This is a genomic window from Paraliomyxa miuraensis (assembly GCF_026337845.1).
Lineage (GTDB): Bacteria > Myxococcota_A > Polyangia > Nannocystales > Nannocystaceae > Paraliomyxa > Paraliomyxa miuraensis.
The window spans coordinates 130536-146535 of record NZ_JAOVZF010000145.1 but is presented as its reverse complement, the minus strand read 5'-3'; the positions used below and the strand labels follow the sequence as shown (position 1 = coordinate 146535).

The 16000-nt window shown below is 71.0% G+C and carries 13 protein-coding genes; 10 read left to right on the top strand and 3 right to left on the bottom strand.

Translation table 11 applies throughout. The features are described from left to right. Positions 1 to 43: 43 nt before the first annotated feature. On the top strand, positions 44 to 496 hold the full coding sequence (locus OEB96_RS12320) for a DUF6484 domain-containing protein (protein WP_266215781.1): 453 nt from the start codon (positions 44 to 46) through the stop codon (positions 494 to 496). A 43-nt stretch (positions 497 to 539) separates the two neighbouring features. After that, complete coding sequence (locus OEB96_RS12315) at positions 540 to 2066, top strand: hypothetical protein (protein ID WP_266215779.1); 1527 nt, start codon at positions 540 to 542, stop codon at positions 2064 to 2066. A 49-nt stretch (positions 2067 to 2115) separates the two neighbouring features. On the opposite strand, the gene OEB96_RS12310 is transcribed toward OEB96_RS12315, so the two are convergent. Further along, positions 2116 to 2415 carry a hypothetical protein gene (locus OEB96_RS12310; protein ID WP_266215778.1) on the bottom strand — a complete coding sequence of 100 codons (300 nt, stop codon included), beginning with the start codon at positions 2413 to 2415 and terminating at the stop codon, positions 2116 to 2118. A gap of 228 nt (positions 2416 to 2643) precedes the next feature. On the opposite strand from OEB96_RS12310, the gene OEB96_RS12305 reads away from it, so the two are divergent. Next, entirely contained in the window at positions 2644 to 4218 is a 1575-nt protein-coding gene (locus OEB96_RS12305; protein ID WP_266215777.1) for a serine/threonine-protein kinase, read from the top strand. Positions 4219 to 4364: 146 nt separating this feature from the next. Here OEB96_RS12305 and OEB96_RS12300 read toward each other — a convergent pair whose 3' ends face one another. Both OEB96_RS12300 and OEB96_RS12295 read right to left on the bottom strand, forming a co-directional pair. Further along, the gene (locus OEB96_RS12300; RefSeq protein ID WP_266215776.1) at positions 4365 to 4547 is read right to left on the bottom strand and encodes a hypothetical protein; all 183 of its coding nucleotides are present in this window, start codon (positions 4545 to 4547) and stop codon (positions 4365 to 4367) included. A 32-nt stretch (positions 4548 to 4579) separates the two neighbouring features. Continuing rightward, entirely contained in the window at positions 4580 to 6064 is a 1485-nt protein-coding gene (locus OEB96_RS12295; RefSeq protein ID WP_266215855.1) for a deaminase, read from the bottom strand. Between the two features lie 572 nt (positions 6065 to 6636). Here OEB96_RS12295 and OEB96_RS12290 point away from each other — a divergent pair. From OEB96_RS12290 to OEB96_RS12260, 7 genes are all read left to right on the top strand, one after another. Further along, positions 6637 to 7434 (top strand): PASTA domain-containing protein, encoded by a 798-nt coding sequence (locus OEB96_RS12290; RefSeq protein WP_266215775.1) that lies wholly within the window; start codon positions 6637 to 6639, stop codon positions 7432 to 7434. A 161-nt stretch (positions 7435 to 7595) separates the two neighbouring features. Continuing rightward, on the top strand, positions 7596 to 8996 hold the full coding sequence (locus OEB96_RS12285; protein WP_266215774.1) for a DUF4388 domain-containing protein: 1401 nt from the start codon (positions 7596 to 7598) through the stop codon (positions 8994 to 8996). A 128-nt stretch (positions 8997 to 9124) separates the two neighbouring features. Continuing rightward, entirely contained in the window at positions 9125 to 10021 is an 897-nt protein-coding gene (gene rimK, locus OEB96_RS12280; RefSeq protein ID WP_266215773.1) for a 30S ribosomal protein S6--L-glutamate ligase, read from the top strand. Continuing rightward, complete coding sequence (locus tag OEB96_RS12275; RefSeq protein ID WP_266215772.1) at positions 9996 to 11024, top strand: succinylglutamate desuccinylase/aspartoacylase family protein; 1029 nt, start codon at positions 9996 to 9998, stop codon at positions 11022 to 11024. The genes rimK (OEB96_RS12280) and OEB96_RS12275 overlap by 26 nt, the downstream gene beginning before the upstream one ends. Continuing rightward, entirely contained in the window at positions 11021 to 11923 is a 903-nt protein-coding gene (gene rimK / locus OEB96_RS12270; protein ID WP_266215771.1) for a 30S ribosomal protein S6--L-glutamate ligase, read from the top strand. Before OEB96_RS12275 ends, rimK (OEB96_RS12270) begins: the two co-directional genes overlap by 4 nt. Before the next feature lie 29 nt (positions 11924 to 11952). Beyond that, on the top strand, positions 11953 to 12804 hold the full coding sequence (locus OEB96_RS12265) for a hypothetical protein (RefSeq protein ID WP_266215770.1): 852 nt from the start codon (positions 11953 to 11955) through the stop codon (positions 12802 to 12804). A gap of 170 nt (positions 12805 to 12974) precedes the next feature. Further along, positions 12975 to 15944, top strand: coding sequence for a serine/threonine-protein kinase (locus OEB96_RS12260; protein ID WP_266215769.1), 2970 nt, complete (start codon positions 12975 to 12977; stop codon positions 15942 to 15944). Positions 15945 to 16000 lie beyond the last annotated feature (56 nt).

The following is a 16000-nucleotide window of genomic DNA, read 5'->3' as shown; positions in this document are numbered from 1 at the left end:
GGCGCGCTCGCGGACGCGAGCCCGTGGTACTCTCGTTCCTGCCATGGCCAACGACCACGACAGCTCGGTGCTCAAGCTTCCCGTCGGCCCCTCGGCGCCTCGCCTGGGCAGCCATGCGGTCACCGTCGTCCGGCTCGAGCGCGATGGCACTCCCGTCGTGGAGGTCGATGGGCAGCCGATCCGCGCGCGGGCCACCGTTGCCGTGGCGCCCCAGGACGTGGGCGGCCAGGCGATGGTCACGTTCCTCGAGGGGGATCCGAGCCAGCCGGTGATCACCGGGCTGTTCGTCGAGCCGAAGGCCCCCCCGCGTCGGCGTCACCTCCAGCTCCGCGCCGACGAGCTCGATCTCCAGGCCGCGTCCAAGATCACGCTTCAGTGCGGCAAGGCCAGCATCACCCTGCATCGCGACGGCAAGGTCGTGGTGCGAGGGACCCATGTGCTCAGCCGGGCCACCGGGGTCAACCGCATCCGCGGAGGCTCGGTCGAGCTCAACTGAACGAGGCGAGCATTCGAGCCTCCCACGCACGAGCATTCGAGCCGTGAGCCGACGATTCCTTCGATCGCTGCACGAGGAGCACCTCGAGGAGATCGGCTCGCTCTACGAGCGTCGGATCGGCTTGCTCGACGACGTGGAGATCGACCACGACGACCTCGTGGACCTCGAGTCGCGGCTCGAGGCCCACCTCGATGCGCTGGTGGTGGGGGCCGAGCCGGCCCTCGAGCTGTGCGCCGAGCGAGCGCTCGAGGCCGATCCCGGCGAGCTCTTCGGGGCGCTGTGCGTGTTCCTTCGGCAGGGGCGCCAGGACCTGTTCGAGGCCGCGCTCGCTCGCTTCGAGGACGGGGACGACGACGAGCCCTCCCCCGCGGACGACCCCGACGATGACGACGAGCCTCCCATGGAACAGCTCGTCGCCTCGGCCAAGGCCGAGCTCGGGGTGGGCGACCCCGACGACCCCGACGCCAACGACGACGAGGCCGTGCCCTCGGGCGAGGACGACGACGAGGTCGACCCCGACGCCGCCGCCGCCGCCGACGACGACGACGACGACGAGCCATTCGCTCCCACGCCGGCCCAGGCCCTCGCCGATGCGCTGTGCGCCGACGGGCCGCCGTCGTGGCAGCCGTTCTTCGAGCGCCTGCTCGAGCCGGGCAACCCCGCGGTGGTCGCCGCGATCGCGCGGATGATGGCGGTGCGAGGCCTTCGCGTCGGGCCCAAGGTGGTGGCCGCGGCCGACCGCCTGGAGCCGGGTCCTGCCCTCTCGACGGTGCTGTGGTCGCTGGGCCGCGCCCGGGAGCGCACCGCGTCGCCGCTGCTGGGTCGCTGGGCGCAGCGGCTGCGGGGAGACGAGGCTGCGATCGCGACCCTCGGCATGCTGCGCTCTGGCGATCCCTCCATCCTCGACTTCGTGCTGCGGTTGGTACCAACCCACGCCTGGGCCGTCTCGCTGCTGGCCATCACGGGGGGCCCGGCGGTCGCGCCCGTGCTCCAGTCGCGGCTCGAGCGAACCGAGGTGAGCGCCGAGGACATCATTGCCGCGGGCTTGTTCGGCGAGCCCTCGATGGTGCCGCGGCTGCTCGACCTGCTCGAAGGCTCGCCCGAGGCGACCACCCAGGCGCTGTACCTCATCACGGGGGCACCGGTCGTCGAGACCGTGGTCGAGCCGGTGGAGGAAGCGGGGGTGCTGGGAACGCTCGCCAACGGCGAGCCCGACCCTCGCGATCGAGTCGAGGTGCAGCGGCTCGCCCACGACCCGGCACCGTGGCGCCAGTGGTGGAGCGCCAATGCCAACGCGCTGCCCTCCGGCCGGCGCCATCGCCTGGGCAGGCTCGCCTCCCCCGAGGTCCTCGGCCAGACCCTCCACCGCTTCGTGCTGCGCCGCTTCGTTCGACAGCTCGCGGCCGAGGAGCTCGGCCTGCGCTACGCACCGCAGCGCGATCTCGACGTCGATCAGTGGGTCGGGCCGCAGCGGGCGGCGCTGGCGGGCCTGTCTGCATTGCGCCAGAGCCACGCGGTCATCGCTCGAGCCGACGGCGCGTGGGTGCTGGGGCAAGCGTTGCTGCGCTAGGCGCTGCGTGGAGCGTCGGAGTGGCTGCCGGCACCCGCCCCGCGGCTGCTCAGCGTGAAGGCGCCATCGCGATGTCGGTCATCATCGAGGGCAGCGCGGGTCGCTTGGGCTGAGCGACGATGGCGCCCGCACCCCCGAGATCGTCCGGCTCCATGACCAGCACCGTGGTCTCCGGATCGGCGACGGTCGCCATCGAGAGTTCGGGCTCGGGGGACGGCTCCTCGGGCTCCTGCGGCTCATGGGTCACCGGATCGTTCGGGGCGGCGGGGGCCGAAGGCGAGGTTGCGGGGGCGTGGCCGCACGCCGAGGCCAGCACGGCGGCGAGGATGAGGAGCTTGGACCTGCGCATCACCCAGGTCCTTGTCCGGGTCCCGGGGCTTTCGTGATCGCGATCGACGAACGTCGTCCCGCCTCGCGGCTCCTGCTCCTCGGGGCGGGATCGCGGCCTGTCCGCGGCGCGCGCTCGGGACGACACACCGGCGCCTTGCCCGCGAGCCACGGCTCGCGAGCTGCCATCGAGTAGGATGCCCTCGTGGTGGACCCTGCCGGGAGTCGGAGCCCGCTGGCTGCGACGGTCATGGACTCGCAGCTCGGGATCGAAGACTCGGCCGACGCCGAGGAGTCGACCAGGGCCGGAGCCGGCCCCGTGCTCGAGGCCAGCCGGATCGGCCGCTACCAGATCCTCCGCGAGCTCGGAGCCGGTGGAATGGGCATCGTCTATGCGGCCTACGACGAGTCCCTCAACCGCCGCGTGGCCCTCAAGCTGCTGCTGCGCGAGACCCCGATCACCACGGCGCGGCTGCGGCGCGAGGCGCAGGCCATGGCTCGGATCTCCCACCCGAACGTCGTCCAGATCTTCGAGGTCGGCGAGCACGACGGGCAGCTGTTCGTGGCGATGGAGTACATCGAGGGCATCAGCCTCACCCGCTGGCTGGCCGAGCAGACCCTCACGTGGACCGAGATCATCGACGTGTTCATCCGGGCGGGGCGCGGGCTGCAGGCCGCACACGAGGCCGGCGTCGTGCACCGCGACTTCAAGCCCGACAACGTGATGATCCAGCGCGCGGGCGCCGATGGTGGTCACAGCCCGCTGCGGGTCAAGGTGCTCGACTTCGGCATCGCCATCGTCGATCCCGAGGCCGCATCGCTCGCCGACGAGCTGCCAGTCAGCGCCAAGGACGTGCCCTCGCACCTGACTCGGGCGGGCGCGCGCGTCGGCACGCCGATGTACATGTCGCCCGAGCACGCGCTCGGCCAGACCACCGATCCGCGCTCGGATCAGTTCAGCTTCGCCATTGCCCTCTACGAGGCGCTCTACGGCCACCGACCGTTCGAAGGCGAGGACGTCGAGCAGCTGCTGGAGGCGGTGGTCCGTGGCAAGCTGCGCCCGGAGCCCAGGGACACCGATGTGCCGGCATGGGCCCACGAGACGCTCGCGCGGGCCCTGGCGGTCGACCCCGGCCAGCGATGGGGCTCGATGGACGAGCTGCTCGTGGTGCTCGCCGAGCATCCCGAGCGCACCGACGATCCGGAGCTCGACCGCACGGTGGCCCTGCGCCAGCGACTGTGGATGCTCTCGGTGCTCACGCTCGGTGGGCTCGGCCTGCTCGGCACGCTGCTGCTCGTGCGCGTCAGCGCCAGCGGGTCCGGGTTCGACGAGTACGCGTTCTGGTCCAAGGTGCTGTTCGGGTCGAGCACCGGCGTGGCGCTCGTGGCGACCAAACACGTGTTTCGGCGCAACCACTACAACCAGCGCGTGTTCGCCATGGTCATGGCCCTCGCGCTGGCCACGGTGGCCATCACGATCTGCTCGCGGCTCATCGAGCTCTCGGCCGAGCAGACCGATCGCTTCATGCTCGTGGTGGCCGCGGCGATCTTCGGGCAGGGCAGCGCGAGCGTGGGCCGGTGGCTGGGCATCGTCCCCGTGCTCGCGCTCGTGGGTCTGGCCGCCAGCTTCGTGTTCCCGTTCGCGGCACCGCTGACGCTGGGCATCTGTGTGGTCTGCGGGTCCGGCATGACGGCGTACTTCTGGAGCCGCCGACGGCCAGTGCCGGGCGCGGGCTCCCCCATCATGCGCACGAGCGCGGCGTCCACGGATGGCGACGGCATCGCTCGCGGCCAACTACCGCGGCTCACCCGATCGACGGGGTGACGGGGGCGGCACCAACCACGTTCGCGACTCGAGAAGTCTGCTCCATCCCTCGTCTACTCCTTCTCGACCTCGGTGCCCTTCTCATGGGGTAGGAGGTTGTCGAGCAGCCTGCGACTCACTCTCTCGCGTGTGGTCGCCGAAGAACGTCAGCCTGTCTTCTCAACCTTGGAGATCGGACTCGCGCTGCTCTCGGGCCAGGTCAGCGGGGATAGCTTGCGCTTCCACTCGGGCCACTTCTCCACCCGATCCTCCGCTCGCTTCGCCCCCTCGAGCACCTCCCGCAGGGTCAGGGTGATCGGTTGCGAGTTCTCGGGCTTGGTCGTGGTCATCGGGTGCTCCTGCGGCGGTGGCTCCGGGCAATTCAGAGCTTCCCATCGCCTGGTTGTTGGCGTCTATAGTATTTCGCACAAGCGTCCTCCCGCTCGAGATAGGATCGGGAGTCCAAGGGGAGCCGCGGTAGCGATCCCTCACCGCGCTCCCATCCCTCTCGCGCACCGTCCGCCCCCTTTTTCTTGCGACGGACCGGCCTACCGCTCCCCAGTGTGAGGGAGAACAGATCTACGAACCGCCGAGGACCAATGCCCTCGAACGCCCTGAATTCCACCCGCCGCTCCTGAGACTCCCACCTCCTCTCGTCCTCAAGTGGAAGGACGATCGCGTCGGTATGGAGATCCTTGGCCTTGCTCTTGGCGTACGGCTCGACGTAGACGACCCGCGTGATTCCCGACGCGATGATGTGCTTCGCGCAGTTGTGGCAGGGGAACGTCGTGCAGTAGAGCGTTCCCCCCACGGGGGTGACGCCGGATCGAGCACACGACATCAACGCCGCCATCTCGGCGTGTACGGCTCGGCCGAACTCCGTGAGGTCGAGGATGCCCGTGCCCTCGAGGCGGTCCTTGTACTTCGCGATCAAGGCGCTGCGCGCTCCTGGGCTCAAGTCGTCGATGCCATCACCGGATGCCTCGTCTCGGGCCTCCTCGGGAACGAGCTTGGTGATCACCCGCGCCAAGATGCGGTTGCGCTCGCGCTCGTTGGAGTCGTAGCCGCGGAGATAGTCGGGACCCGCCAGTTCGTCGGTCGACCCATCGAATTCGACTCTCGAGGGCCAGTACGTGCCGCCGTTGGGAGCCGGCGCTTCATTGGCCCCGGATGCAACCACATCGCCAAGGCGATTGGCCACCACGGCGCCCACCTGACGCGAGAGGTCGCTCGAGCGGAGTGCAGCCGCGTAGGCCATGAACATGGCGTGCTCCTCGGGAGTCGGCGGGTGGAACGGGCACGAGAACAGGAGATCCAGGATACGGCGAACCTGGTGCCCGATGCGCTGGCCATCATCGCCATCTACCCACAGGTAGGCATCGGCCAACTGAAAGGTCTCTCGCGTTTGCTGGCCGATCTTCTCGTCTTCGGCCGCGTCCTTGTCGAGCAGCCGGTTGGCCTCGTCGAGGGGGAAGTTCCTCTTGATGAGCGTCTCGCACCGCAGGCTCCGCGGAGCGGAGACCCCGAGCAAGAAGAAGCCCTTGCCATAGACGTGTCGGAGCCGAGTCACCTCGTCGGGGTGCTTGAGCGAGCGGATGAGGTGACCTCGGCATTGATGGGGCAGCACCTCGTCGTGCTCGTCGATCTCTCGTGTCGCATTGATGTGCGCAATGGCCATCAACGCAAGGTAGTCCCCTCCGTGCTCACGGCGCAGATGGGTGCCCGCTTCCATCAGGCGTTCCTGTCGCGCGGCTGGGCGCTCGTCCTGTGGTGCCTGCCGCATCTCGTCGAGGTGCTCCGAGATGCGTACCAGTACCTCGAGGCCATAGCCATGCTCGCGGAGCCCATCGGACAGTGCCTTCTGCACGCCGTCGAGCGGTGTGCCCAACGGTGAGACGAAGGCCAAGACGAGCTCCGCGTCCCGGTTCTCTCGAGCCAGCGCACCAACGTTCTCGATCACGAAACTCGTGGTACAGGATCGACGGCGGGCTGTCACGGATCGCGCGACGAGGATGGGCTACGAGGAACCACTCTCGAGGCAATCGATGGCCCTACTCCGTCCTCGCTTCGGCCCCCGAGCAAGGCAAGCTCGCAGTGCACGACGTGAGCAGCTTCGAGGCGTTCTGGTGCTGCACCAGCGGGGCTTCGACCCTCTCGGTGAGCGCTTCCGCCTGCCGCCCGACGTGTGGGACGGACTGCCCGCCGACACGGACTCCGGGCTTGCCGTCTCGAGCCGCGGAACGATCGCTCGCGGTTGGGCAGCCCCTCGGGCCTCGGCAGCGCGCTACGGCTCCACGCCGTCCTTGGCCCCCCTCGAACGGCGCTGGGCCGCCGCGCGCTCCGCGACCGAGGGTTGGTGAGCGCTCGAAAACGGGAGGATCTTGGACGCGTGCCCTTGGCGTGGTACGTCTCCAATGATTCCGAGCCCTTGAGCGGTCGATGAACGACTCCTTCAAGATGTTCCTCATCGCCCTCGTGACGGCGGTGGCCACCCAGCTGCTCCTTGGGCCGTACATCTTGCAGCTCCAGGGTCTGTTGCCCGCGGGGCCGGCCGGCCCGGCGGGTCCGACTGCGCCGTCCGACCGCGCCACCAAGCTCGAGCAAGGCCTCCCGACGGCCCCGGCCCCGACGCCCAAGCTGAACGCGCCCAACCTCGAGGGCATGTCGGTCGAGGCGGCCCGCGAGCGCTGGCGTGACAAGGGGCTGGTGATCATCGAGGACGGAGAGAAGGTCGACAGCGGCGCCGAGCCGGGGTCGATCATCGAGCAGCGTCCGGCGGCAGGATCACCGCTGGCGTCCAAGGAGATCCGGGTCACCGTGGCCAAGGAAGCCCCCGATGCCGAGATCCCCGACGTGATCGGCAAGCCGGTCGCCGATGCACGGCTGGTGCTGCAGGACGCAGGCTTCGAGGTCCCCGAGCCCACGATCGAGCCCTCGCGCGAGGCTCCGGGTACGGTCATCCGGCAGCTCCCGGCGGGGGGCGAGCGCGCCAAGGCCCCCTCGATCGTGCGCATCGTGGTGGCCGAGTCGCCGTCGATCGAGGTCCCCAAGGTCGCGGGTACCTACCTCGGCAAGGCCCGCAAGACGCTCGAGAAGGCGGGGCTGACCGTGGGCACGATCCGCCGCGTCGAGCACGAAGAACGCGGTCAGGACTACGTGCTGCGCCAGGATCCGCAGCCCGGCGCCTCGGTCCCCCCGGGCACCGAAGTCGAGCTCACGGTGGTGGCTCCCAACTAGATTGGGGGCACCGGCTGGGGGCTGGCCGGATGCTCGGCTGCCCAGATGTCGGGGCAAGAGACAGTTAATACGACCTGCGCCGACGCGGTTTGGGGTCTACGCTACCCAGGAACGCAGCGGTCGATCGCGGCGTCGTCGGTCGATCGATCGTCGGGTCGATCGTGCCAGTGGTTCGTCCGTGGGACGGGTGCATCGACATGGAGGCACGCACGCAGCAATCGGGACACCTCGAGGACGTCTGTGCGCTCGATCTGCTGCAGAGCCTGGGCATCTACCGCCGCTCGGGTCACGTGCGGTTCTTCCATGCACACGGCACGAGCACGCTGTGGTTCTCGGCGGGGCAGATCGTCGATGCGCAGAGCGGAGCGCTGCGAGGCGCGGCCGCGGTGTATCGCATCGTGACGCACGACCGCGGGGAGTTCCGGGTCGAGATCACGGCCGAGCCCCGGCCCCGCACGATCGAGCTCCCGACCACGGCCCTGATCTTCGAGGCGGCTCGGCGGCTCGACGAGGGACAGCGCGTGCGGCAGCGGCTGCCCGCCCCCGACGTGGTGCTGACCTGCCGCGGTCCGATGCCGTCGCTCGCCGATGCGACCGAGGCCGAGCACCGCCCCACGCGATCGCGGTTCGACGGCGGCGCCACCCTCGGCGAGGTGCTCGAGCGATCGCCGCTGGGCGAGCTGGAGACCCTGCTGCAGGTCGATGCGCTGGTGGAGGCCGGTGAGCTGGAGCCCACCGGCGCGGTTCGGGAGCCGCCACCGCCGGCCCTCGATGCCCTGCACGCGGTCCTGCCGCGCGCGCTCGAGCGTCCGCAGCCGATCGCTTCGCTCGCCGATCCCGCCCGGGTTGCCGTTGCGATCGAGCCCGTGCCCGCGCCGACTCGCCGCTGGTGGATCCCCGCGACGCTCGGCGGGGTCGTCTCCATGCTGGTCACGCTCGGGGCGATGCACGGTGGAGACGATCGATCCGCCTCGTCGATGGATCGGCAGGGCTCCGCGGCCGAGCCGACGCCGCTGGCCGTGACCGGTCGACCGATTGCGGGGTTCGGGACCGAGCCGGCCGCGGCGAGCGTGGCTCGGCGCATGCCCGAGCCCTCCGTCACGAGCGACCGGGAGGTCGAGCCCACCTCGGCCGCGGACGATCGCACGGCGAGCTCGCGGTCGCCATCGGCCGCGTCGAAGTCGAGGAGCCGCAGCAAGCACGAGCCGAGAGCGAGCCGAGCTCGCTCCACCCCCACGCTCGATCCCAAGGACACCCGCACACCACCGCCAGCGACTCGCACCTCGACCGCGGAGGACCCCAGCGCCCTCATCGTGGACGCGCGACGAGCCTACACCTCCGGTGACGCGACCACCGCCCACCGCCTGGCTGGCCGAAGCCATGCGCTGCGCCCCAGCGCCGACGCAGCCGAGCTGATGGCCCTGGCCGCGTGCTCGCTCGACGAGCCGGACGAGGCCGCCCAGGCCCTGCGAGACGTCCCGTTGCTGCGGCGCGCCAGCGTGCGCGCCAAGTGCAAGCAGGCCCATGGCGTGCGGCTCAAGCCAGGACGCGGAGCACGGTGAGCGTGGCCCCCTGGTGACGCGCGCACACCGATGAGCGGTCGTCCGCGGGAAATCCGTTCGCCGACCGTATCCCGCGCCTGGTATGGAAGATTCACGGCGTTTGCTACGCTCCGCCTCGGAGACCCGCCGTGAAGATCGGCATCCTCACCCACGACCCATCCAAGTACACGATCCGTCGCCTCGTGGAGGCCGGGGAGTCACGCGGCCACGAGGTCGCGTGCGTGGACTACTCGCGCTGCTTCATGACGATCACCTCGCGCGAGCCCCAGGTGCTGCTCGAGGGGGAGCCGCTGCGGTTCGACGCGATCATCCCCCGCGTGGGCGCGGCCCAGAACTTCTACGGCACGGCGGTGGTGCGGCAGTTCGAGATGGCGGGCGTGATCTCGGCCAACGGCTCGCTGGCCATCGCCCGGGCCCGCGACAAGCTGCGCGCGCTGCAGATGCTCGCGGGAGCGGGCGTGCCGCTGCCGGTGACCGGCTTCACCCGCACGTCCGAGGACATCGGTGCCGCGATCCGCTTCGTGGGCGGCGCCCCGCTCATCGTCAAGCTGCTCGAGGGCTCGCAGGGCGTGGGCGTGGTGCTGGCCGAGACCGACAAGGCGGCCGAGTCGGTGATCGCGGCGTTCCGTCAGCTCGAGGCCAACATCCTGGTGCAGGAGTTCATCGAGGAGGCGCAGGGCGCCGACCTACGCGCGTTCGTGATCGACGGCAAGGTGGTGGCGGCCATGATCCGCCAGGCCGCCCCCGGCGAGTTTCGCAGCAACCTCCACCGGGGCGGCAGCGCGGAGAAGGTCAAGCTCTCGCCCGAGGAGCGCTCGATCGCGGTGCGCTCGGCCAAGGTATTGGGGCTGCGCGTGGCCGGGGTCGACATCCTGCGCAGCAACCACGGCCCGCTGGTGATGGAGGTCAACGCATCGCCGGGCCTCGAGGGCATCGAGAAGGCCACCGAGAAGGACGTGGCCGGCAAGATCGTGGAGTTCGTCGAAGAGCTGGTGCGCCGTGGCAAGAGCCGTGCGGAGGGGTGAGCCCGAGCCATTCGAGCTCGAGGGCACCGCGGTCGATCCGGGCACGATGACCACGGTGGACCTGCCGATCGCCAGGCTTCCCACCGGCGACTGGGTCCACATGCCGGTGGTGGTCTCGCACGGCAAGAAGCGCGGGCCGGTGGTGTGGCTGTCGGGCGCGGTGCACGGCGACGAGCTCAACGGCATCGAGATCGTGCGCCGCGTGGTGCAGCTGCTCGATCCCACGCTGCAGTCGGGCACGGTGCTCGCGGTGCCCATGGTCAACGTGTTCGGCGTGACCGCGGGCTCGCGCTACCTCCCCGACCGCCGCGACCTCAATCGCTCGTTTCCGGGCACGCGCCGCGGCTCGCTGACCGGGCGGCTGGCCCACGCGTTCTTCGAGCGGGTGGCCAAGCGTGCGGAGCTGGGGCTCGACTTCCACACGGGCTCGGGCGGACGCACCAACCTGCCCCAGATCCGCTGCGATATCTCCGACCCCAAGACCCGCCGCCTGGCGGTGGCCTTCGGTGCACCGCTGGTGCTCGACACGCCCGCCACGCCAGGCACGCTCCGCGCCGAGGCCGTCAAGCGCGGGATCCCGGTGCTGCTGTTCGAGGGTGGCGAAGCGGGCCGCTTTCACGAAGAGGTGATCGAAGCGGGCGTCAGCGGGGCCCGACGGGTGCTGGCCCGACTTCGCATGATCCCGGCCGTGCCAGCCGCCGAGGCGCCTCCGGTGTTCACCGAGGGCAACCGCTGGATCCGCGCCGGACGCAGCGGCTTTTGCCGGGTGGAGGTTCGACTGGGCGAACGCATCACCCGCAAGCAGCGGGTCGGGGTGGTCTGCGACGCGGTGGGGCAGAGCGAGCGCGTGCTGCACGCCCCCGACGATGGCGTCGTGATCGGGGTGCTGCGGACGGCCGTGGTACACCGGGGCGACCCCGTGGTGCACATGGCCAAGATCCGCGGCAAGGGGGCGCGCAAGAAGGACCGCCCCGCCGGCCAGACCGAGGACGTCTCGACATGAGGATCGCGATCCTGTCCCGCTACCCGGGGAGCTACTCCACCCGCCGCATGGTCGAGGTGGCCAAGCGACGCGATCACGAGGTCGAGGTCGTCGACTACAGCCGCTGCACCATGAACATCACCTCGCGTCGACCCGAGGTCCGGCTGTCGGGGCGGACCGTGGAGACCGACGCCGTGATCCCGCGGATCGGCGCCTCGCAGACGTTCTACGGCACCGCCGTGGTGCGCCAGTTCGAGGCGATGGACGTGTTCACCGCCAACCCCTCGCAGGCCATCGCCCGCTCGCGCGACAAGCTGCGGGCGCTGCAGCTGCTGGCCGCCCGGGGGATCGGCATGCCGGTGACCAGCATCGCGCGCAACCCCGAGGACATCGCCGAGGTGATCGAGCAGGTGGGCGGTGCCCCGCTGGTCATCAAGCTGCTCGAGGGCACGCAGGGCATCGGCGTGGTGCTGGCCGAGACCCACAAGGCGGCCGAGTCGGTGATCGCAGCGTTCCGCCAGCTCGACGCCAACATCCTGGTGCAGGAGTTCATCAAGGAAGCCGGCGGCGCGGACGTGCGCGCGTTCGTGGTCGACGGCAAGGTGGTCGCCTCGATGCTCCGCCAGGGTCCCGAGGGCGAGTTCCGCAGCAACCTCCACCGCGGAGGCTCGGCCGTGCAGGCCAAGCTCACTCCCGAGGAGCGCAGCACCGCCGTGCGCTCGGCCAAGATCCTGGGGCTGCGGGTGGCGGGCGTCGACATGCTGCGCAGCAACCACGGCCCGCTGGTGATGGAGGTCAACAGCTCTCCCGGGTTGCAGGGCATCGAGACCGCGTCGGGGGTCGACGTGGCCGAGCGCATCATTCGCTTCGTGGAGGAACAGGTGCTCCAGGGGCGCAAGTCCGATCGCATCGAGGGTTGAAGATCCGGTAGAGTCGCCCACGAGGCCCCATGACCGACGCCCCTGCGCCCCAACGAACCTCCGTGCTCGCTCCCCTCGAGGGCCTGTCGCTTCGCACGTGCCTGGCCATCGGAGCGGCAATCGGGCTCGTGTGCCTGGCGCTGGTGGCGGCGTTGGGACCCGAGGACGGCGCCAGCCCGTCCGGCTCGGTGGCCACGGCGGGCGCGGTCGGGGGTGGCGCGGGCGCTGCGTCCGGAGCCGATGGAGCGGGCGACCGAGCCGCGGCCGGCGAGGGCGCGAACGGTGACGACGCGGCCGGCGAGGGCGCGAACGGTGACGACGCGGCCGGTGACGACGCGGCCGGTGACGATGCGACCGGTGACGACGCGGCCGGTGACGATGCGGCCGGTGACGATGCCGCGGCCGGTGACGATGCGGCCGGTGACGATGCCGCGGCCGGCGGCTCGGGTGGCGACGAGCCGGCCATGGCCGACGAGGGGGCCGATACCACCGCGGGCTCCGCGGACGAGCCCGTGCTCGACGACGAGGACGGAGGAGCGGCCAACGGCGGCGGGAACGACGGCGGGCGCTCGACCAGCAAGGCTCCGACCGCACCACCCTCCGATCCGGACGCCGAGTCGGCGATGACGGCCGACGAGCTGCTCGAGGAGGCCAAGAAGGCGCTGTCCGAGAGGCGCTACCGCGACGCCTACCGACTGGCCAATCGCAGCGTGTACAAGAAGAAGTCGGGCGAGGCCTACGAGGTCAAGGCCAAGGCGGCGTGCGGCATGAAGGACGAGTCCGCAGCCAAGGACAGCATGAAGTCGCTGCCGCTGGGTGACGATCGCCGCAAGGAGATCCGCAACTACTGCCGCGATCGCGGCATCCGCCTGGGCCTGTGACGAACGCGGAAGGACCCGAGGCCGGCGCAGCGGTTCCGGGTTGGGAGCCAGGCTCGAGTCCACGCGAGCCCGACGACGCAGCGAGCGGGCGAGGCAGCGCGTTCACGACCACCGATCCTGCGCCCCGGGAGCCGTCCCGAGAGCCACCCTCGGAAGACGAGGCCCTCGACGTGGAGCGCGCCCATGCGCGGGCCAAGCTCAAGGCGCAGCTGTTCCAGGTGGAGAGCGAGCCGCTCCGGATCGGACGCTTCCCCATTCTGGGGCGCCTGGGTCAGGGCGGCATGGGCACGGTGTTCTCCGCCTACGACGAGGAGCTCGATCGCAAGATCGCGGTGAAGGTGATGCGAGCGGTCCCGGGGTCCGGCGGCACCCAGGGACGCGAGCGACTGCGCCGAGAAGCGCAGGCCATGGCCCGGCTCTCGCATCCGAACATCGTGGCGGTGCACGAGGTGGGCGAGGTCGACCGGCAGGTCTTCATCGCCATGGAATTCGTGCGGGGCTCGAGCCTCGATGCATGGCTCATTGCGGAGCCCCGGCCGCTGGCGACGGTGCTCGAGGTGTTCCTCCGCGCGGGTCGGGGGCTCGCGGCCGCGCACGAAGCCGGCCTGGTCCACCGCGACTTCAAGCCCAGCAACGTGATGGTGGGCGACGACGGGCAGGTGAAGATCCTCGACTTCGGGCTGGCCCGAGATTCCAACCAGCGAGGGGGACGCTCCGAGCCGCCTTCGTCGCGCGAGGACGCCTTCGTCGAGCCCCATGATCGCTCGCTGACCAGGACCGGCGCGATCGTGGGCACCCCCGCGTTCATGGCCCCCGAGCAGCATCGCGGCGAGCCGGCCACGGCCAAGAGCGACCAGTGGAGCTTCTGCGTGGCGCTCTACTCGGCGCTCTACGGGATCCATCCGTTTCCGGTGCAGACCCTGCCCGCGCTGGTGGCCGCGATCTGCGACGGGGCACCGGTCGAGGCACCCAAGGACACCCCGGTGCCGGCGTGGGTGCGGCGCGTGGTGCTGCGAGGGCTGTCGCGTGCGCCCGCGGAGCGGCACCCGTCGATGGCCGCGCTGCTCGAGGCGCTGGCGGCCGACCCCGGCGCCCGACGGCGACGGTGGGTCGTTCGCGTGGCCGCGCTGGGGGTGCTGTTCGGGGGTGGCTTTGGCGTGGCGCAGCTCACCGAGCGAGAGCCCTGCCCCGATGGCCGCGAGGCCCTGCTCTCGGCGTGGGACGATGCCCGGCGCACGCGGGTGGCCACCGCGCTGCGGGACGGCGCGCCGCATGGCGACGACACCTGGGCTCGCGTGGAGCCGGCGCTCGACGCCTATGCGGATGCGTGGGTGAGCTCTCGGCACGAGGCCTGCCAGGTGCATCGCTCGGGCACCGTGTCGGACCTGCTCTACGAGCGCCGCCTGGCCTGCCTGTCGCGCAGCCGCAGCGCGCTCGATGCTCTGGTGGAGGTGTTCGAGCAGGCCGACGCGACCGTGGTGGAGAAGGCCGTGAGCGCGGTGACGGGACTGCCCGCGATCGCGCGCTGCGAGGATGCCGAGGCGCTGCTGGCCGACGTCGAGCCGCCGTCCGAGGCGATTGCCGCCGAGGTCGCGTCGCTACGCGACCGCCTGGCGCGGGCGCGCTCGGTAGAGGACGCGGGGCGGCTGCAGGAGAGCATCGCCGCGGCCGAGCAGGTGCTCGCGCGGGCCGAGCAGCTCGATTACCCGCCGCTGGTGGCCGAGGCACTGCTGCGGCGGGGCACCGGCCAGCTGCTGGCCGGCGAGGGGGCCGCGGCCGACCAGAACCTCGGGACGGCGGCCTGGATCGCGATCGATTGCGGTCACGACGAGGTCGCGGCGGAGGCGGCCACGCGCAAGATCTACGTGCGCAGCGAGCAGCTGGGCAAGCCGGCCGAGGCGAAGCTCGAGCTGCCGTGGGCACGAGCGCTGGTGGAGCACACCAACGACGACGCGCTCCTGGGGCTGTTCCTCCACAATGCGGCGGCGGTCGAGATCCGAACTCCCGATCTCGACCAGGCGCGGGCCCTGGCCCGCCAGTCGCTGGAGACCCGGCAACGCTTCCTCCCCCACGCGCACCCCGAGATCGCGCTCACCCTCGCCAACCTCGGTCACATCGAGCGCGACATGGGTGATCACGCCAGCGCGCTCGAGACCCTGCGCGAGGCCATGCACGTCACGGAGATCGCACTGGGTCCTCGGCATCCGCAACGCGCCATGATTGCGACCATTCGAGGCACCACCCTGCTCGATGGCAGCCGCCATGCCGAGGCCAGGCGCGACCTCGAGCTGGCGGAGACGATCTACCGCGAGAGCCTGGGCTCGCAGGCGATCCCGCTCTATCACGTGCTCCATGCGCTGGGGCGGCTGGCCCTCCTCGAGCGACGCTGGGGCGACGCTCGTCGGCTCTTCGACGAGGCGCTGGCCCTGGCCGAGCCCCAGGTCGGCACCGACCACCCCATGCTGGCCAACACCCGGCTCGCCCTGGCCGAGCTCGAGGCTGCAACGGGCGATCCCACGGTCGGCGAGGCCATGGGCCGCGCCGCACAGCAGCAGCTGGAAGCAGCCCTCGGCCCCACGCATCCCTACGTCGCCAGCGCGTGGCTGCGGCTGGGCCGTCTGCTGCTGGCGGCGGGCGTCCTCGATCGCGCCGAGGAGTGTGTCCGGCACGCCGTCGAGATCGAGAGCTTGCGCGCGGCGACGTTTCCCTCCGGAGTCGAGCTGGCCGGGCTGTGGCTGGCACGCATCCAGGCGGCCAGGGGCGAGCACGACACGGCGATCGCTCGGCTCGAGGGCCACCTCGAGGCGCTCGCCGCCTCGGTCCCCAATGACAGCGTGTGGGTGCTCGACGGTCGAGCCGCCCTCGCGGATGCATGGCTCGAGGCCGGAGATCCGCATCGAGCCGCCGAGCTGCTCGGGATCAACGAGACGATCCTCGCCGGGATCCGGAGCGAGGGCGATCCCGAGTCGACGTGGCTACGCGCCCGGCGGGCGCACCTGCGGGCTTCGATCGACTCGCCCGCGTCGACGCGGGCGACCCTCGAGCACGCCACCGCCGTGCTCGAGGCCCATCCCGCCTATGCGGCCGAAGCGCAAGCAGCGCGAGACTGGCTCGCGGAGATCGGGCGCCCATCGCCCTGAGAACGCCGTTCGAGCCGCTGACCACTTTTTTTCTGCGATCGCGGTGATCGAACGCG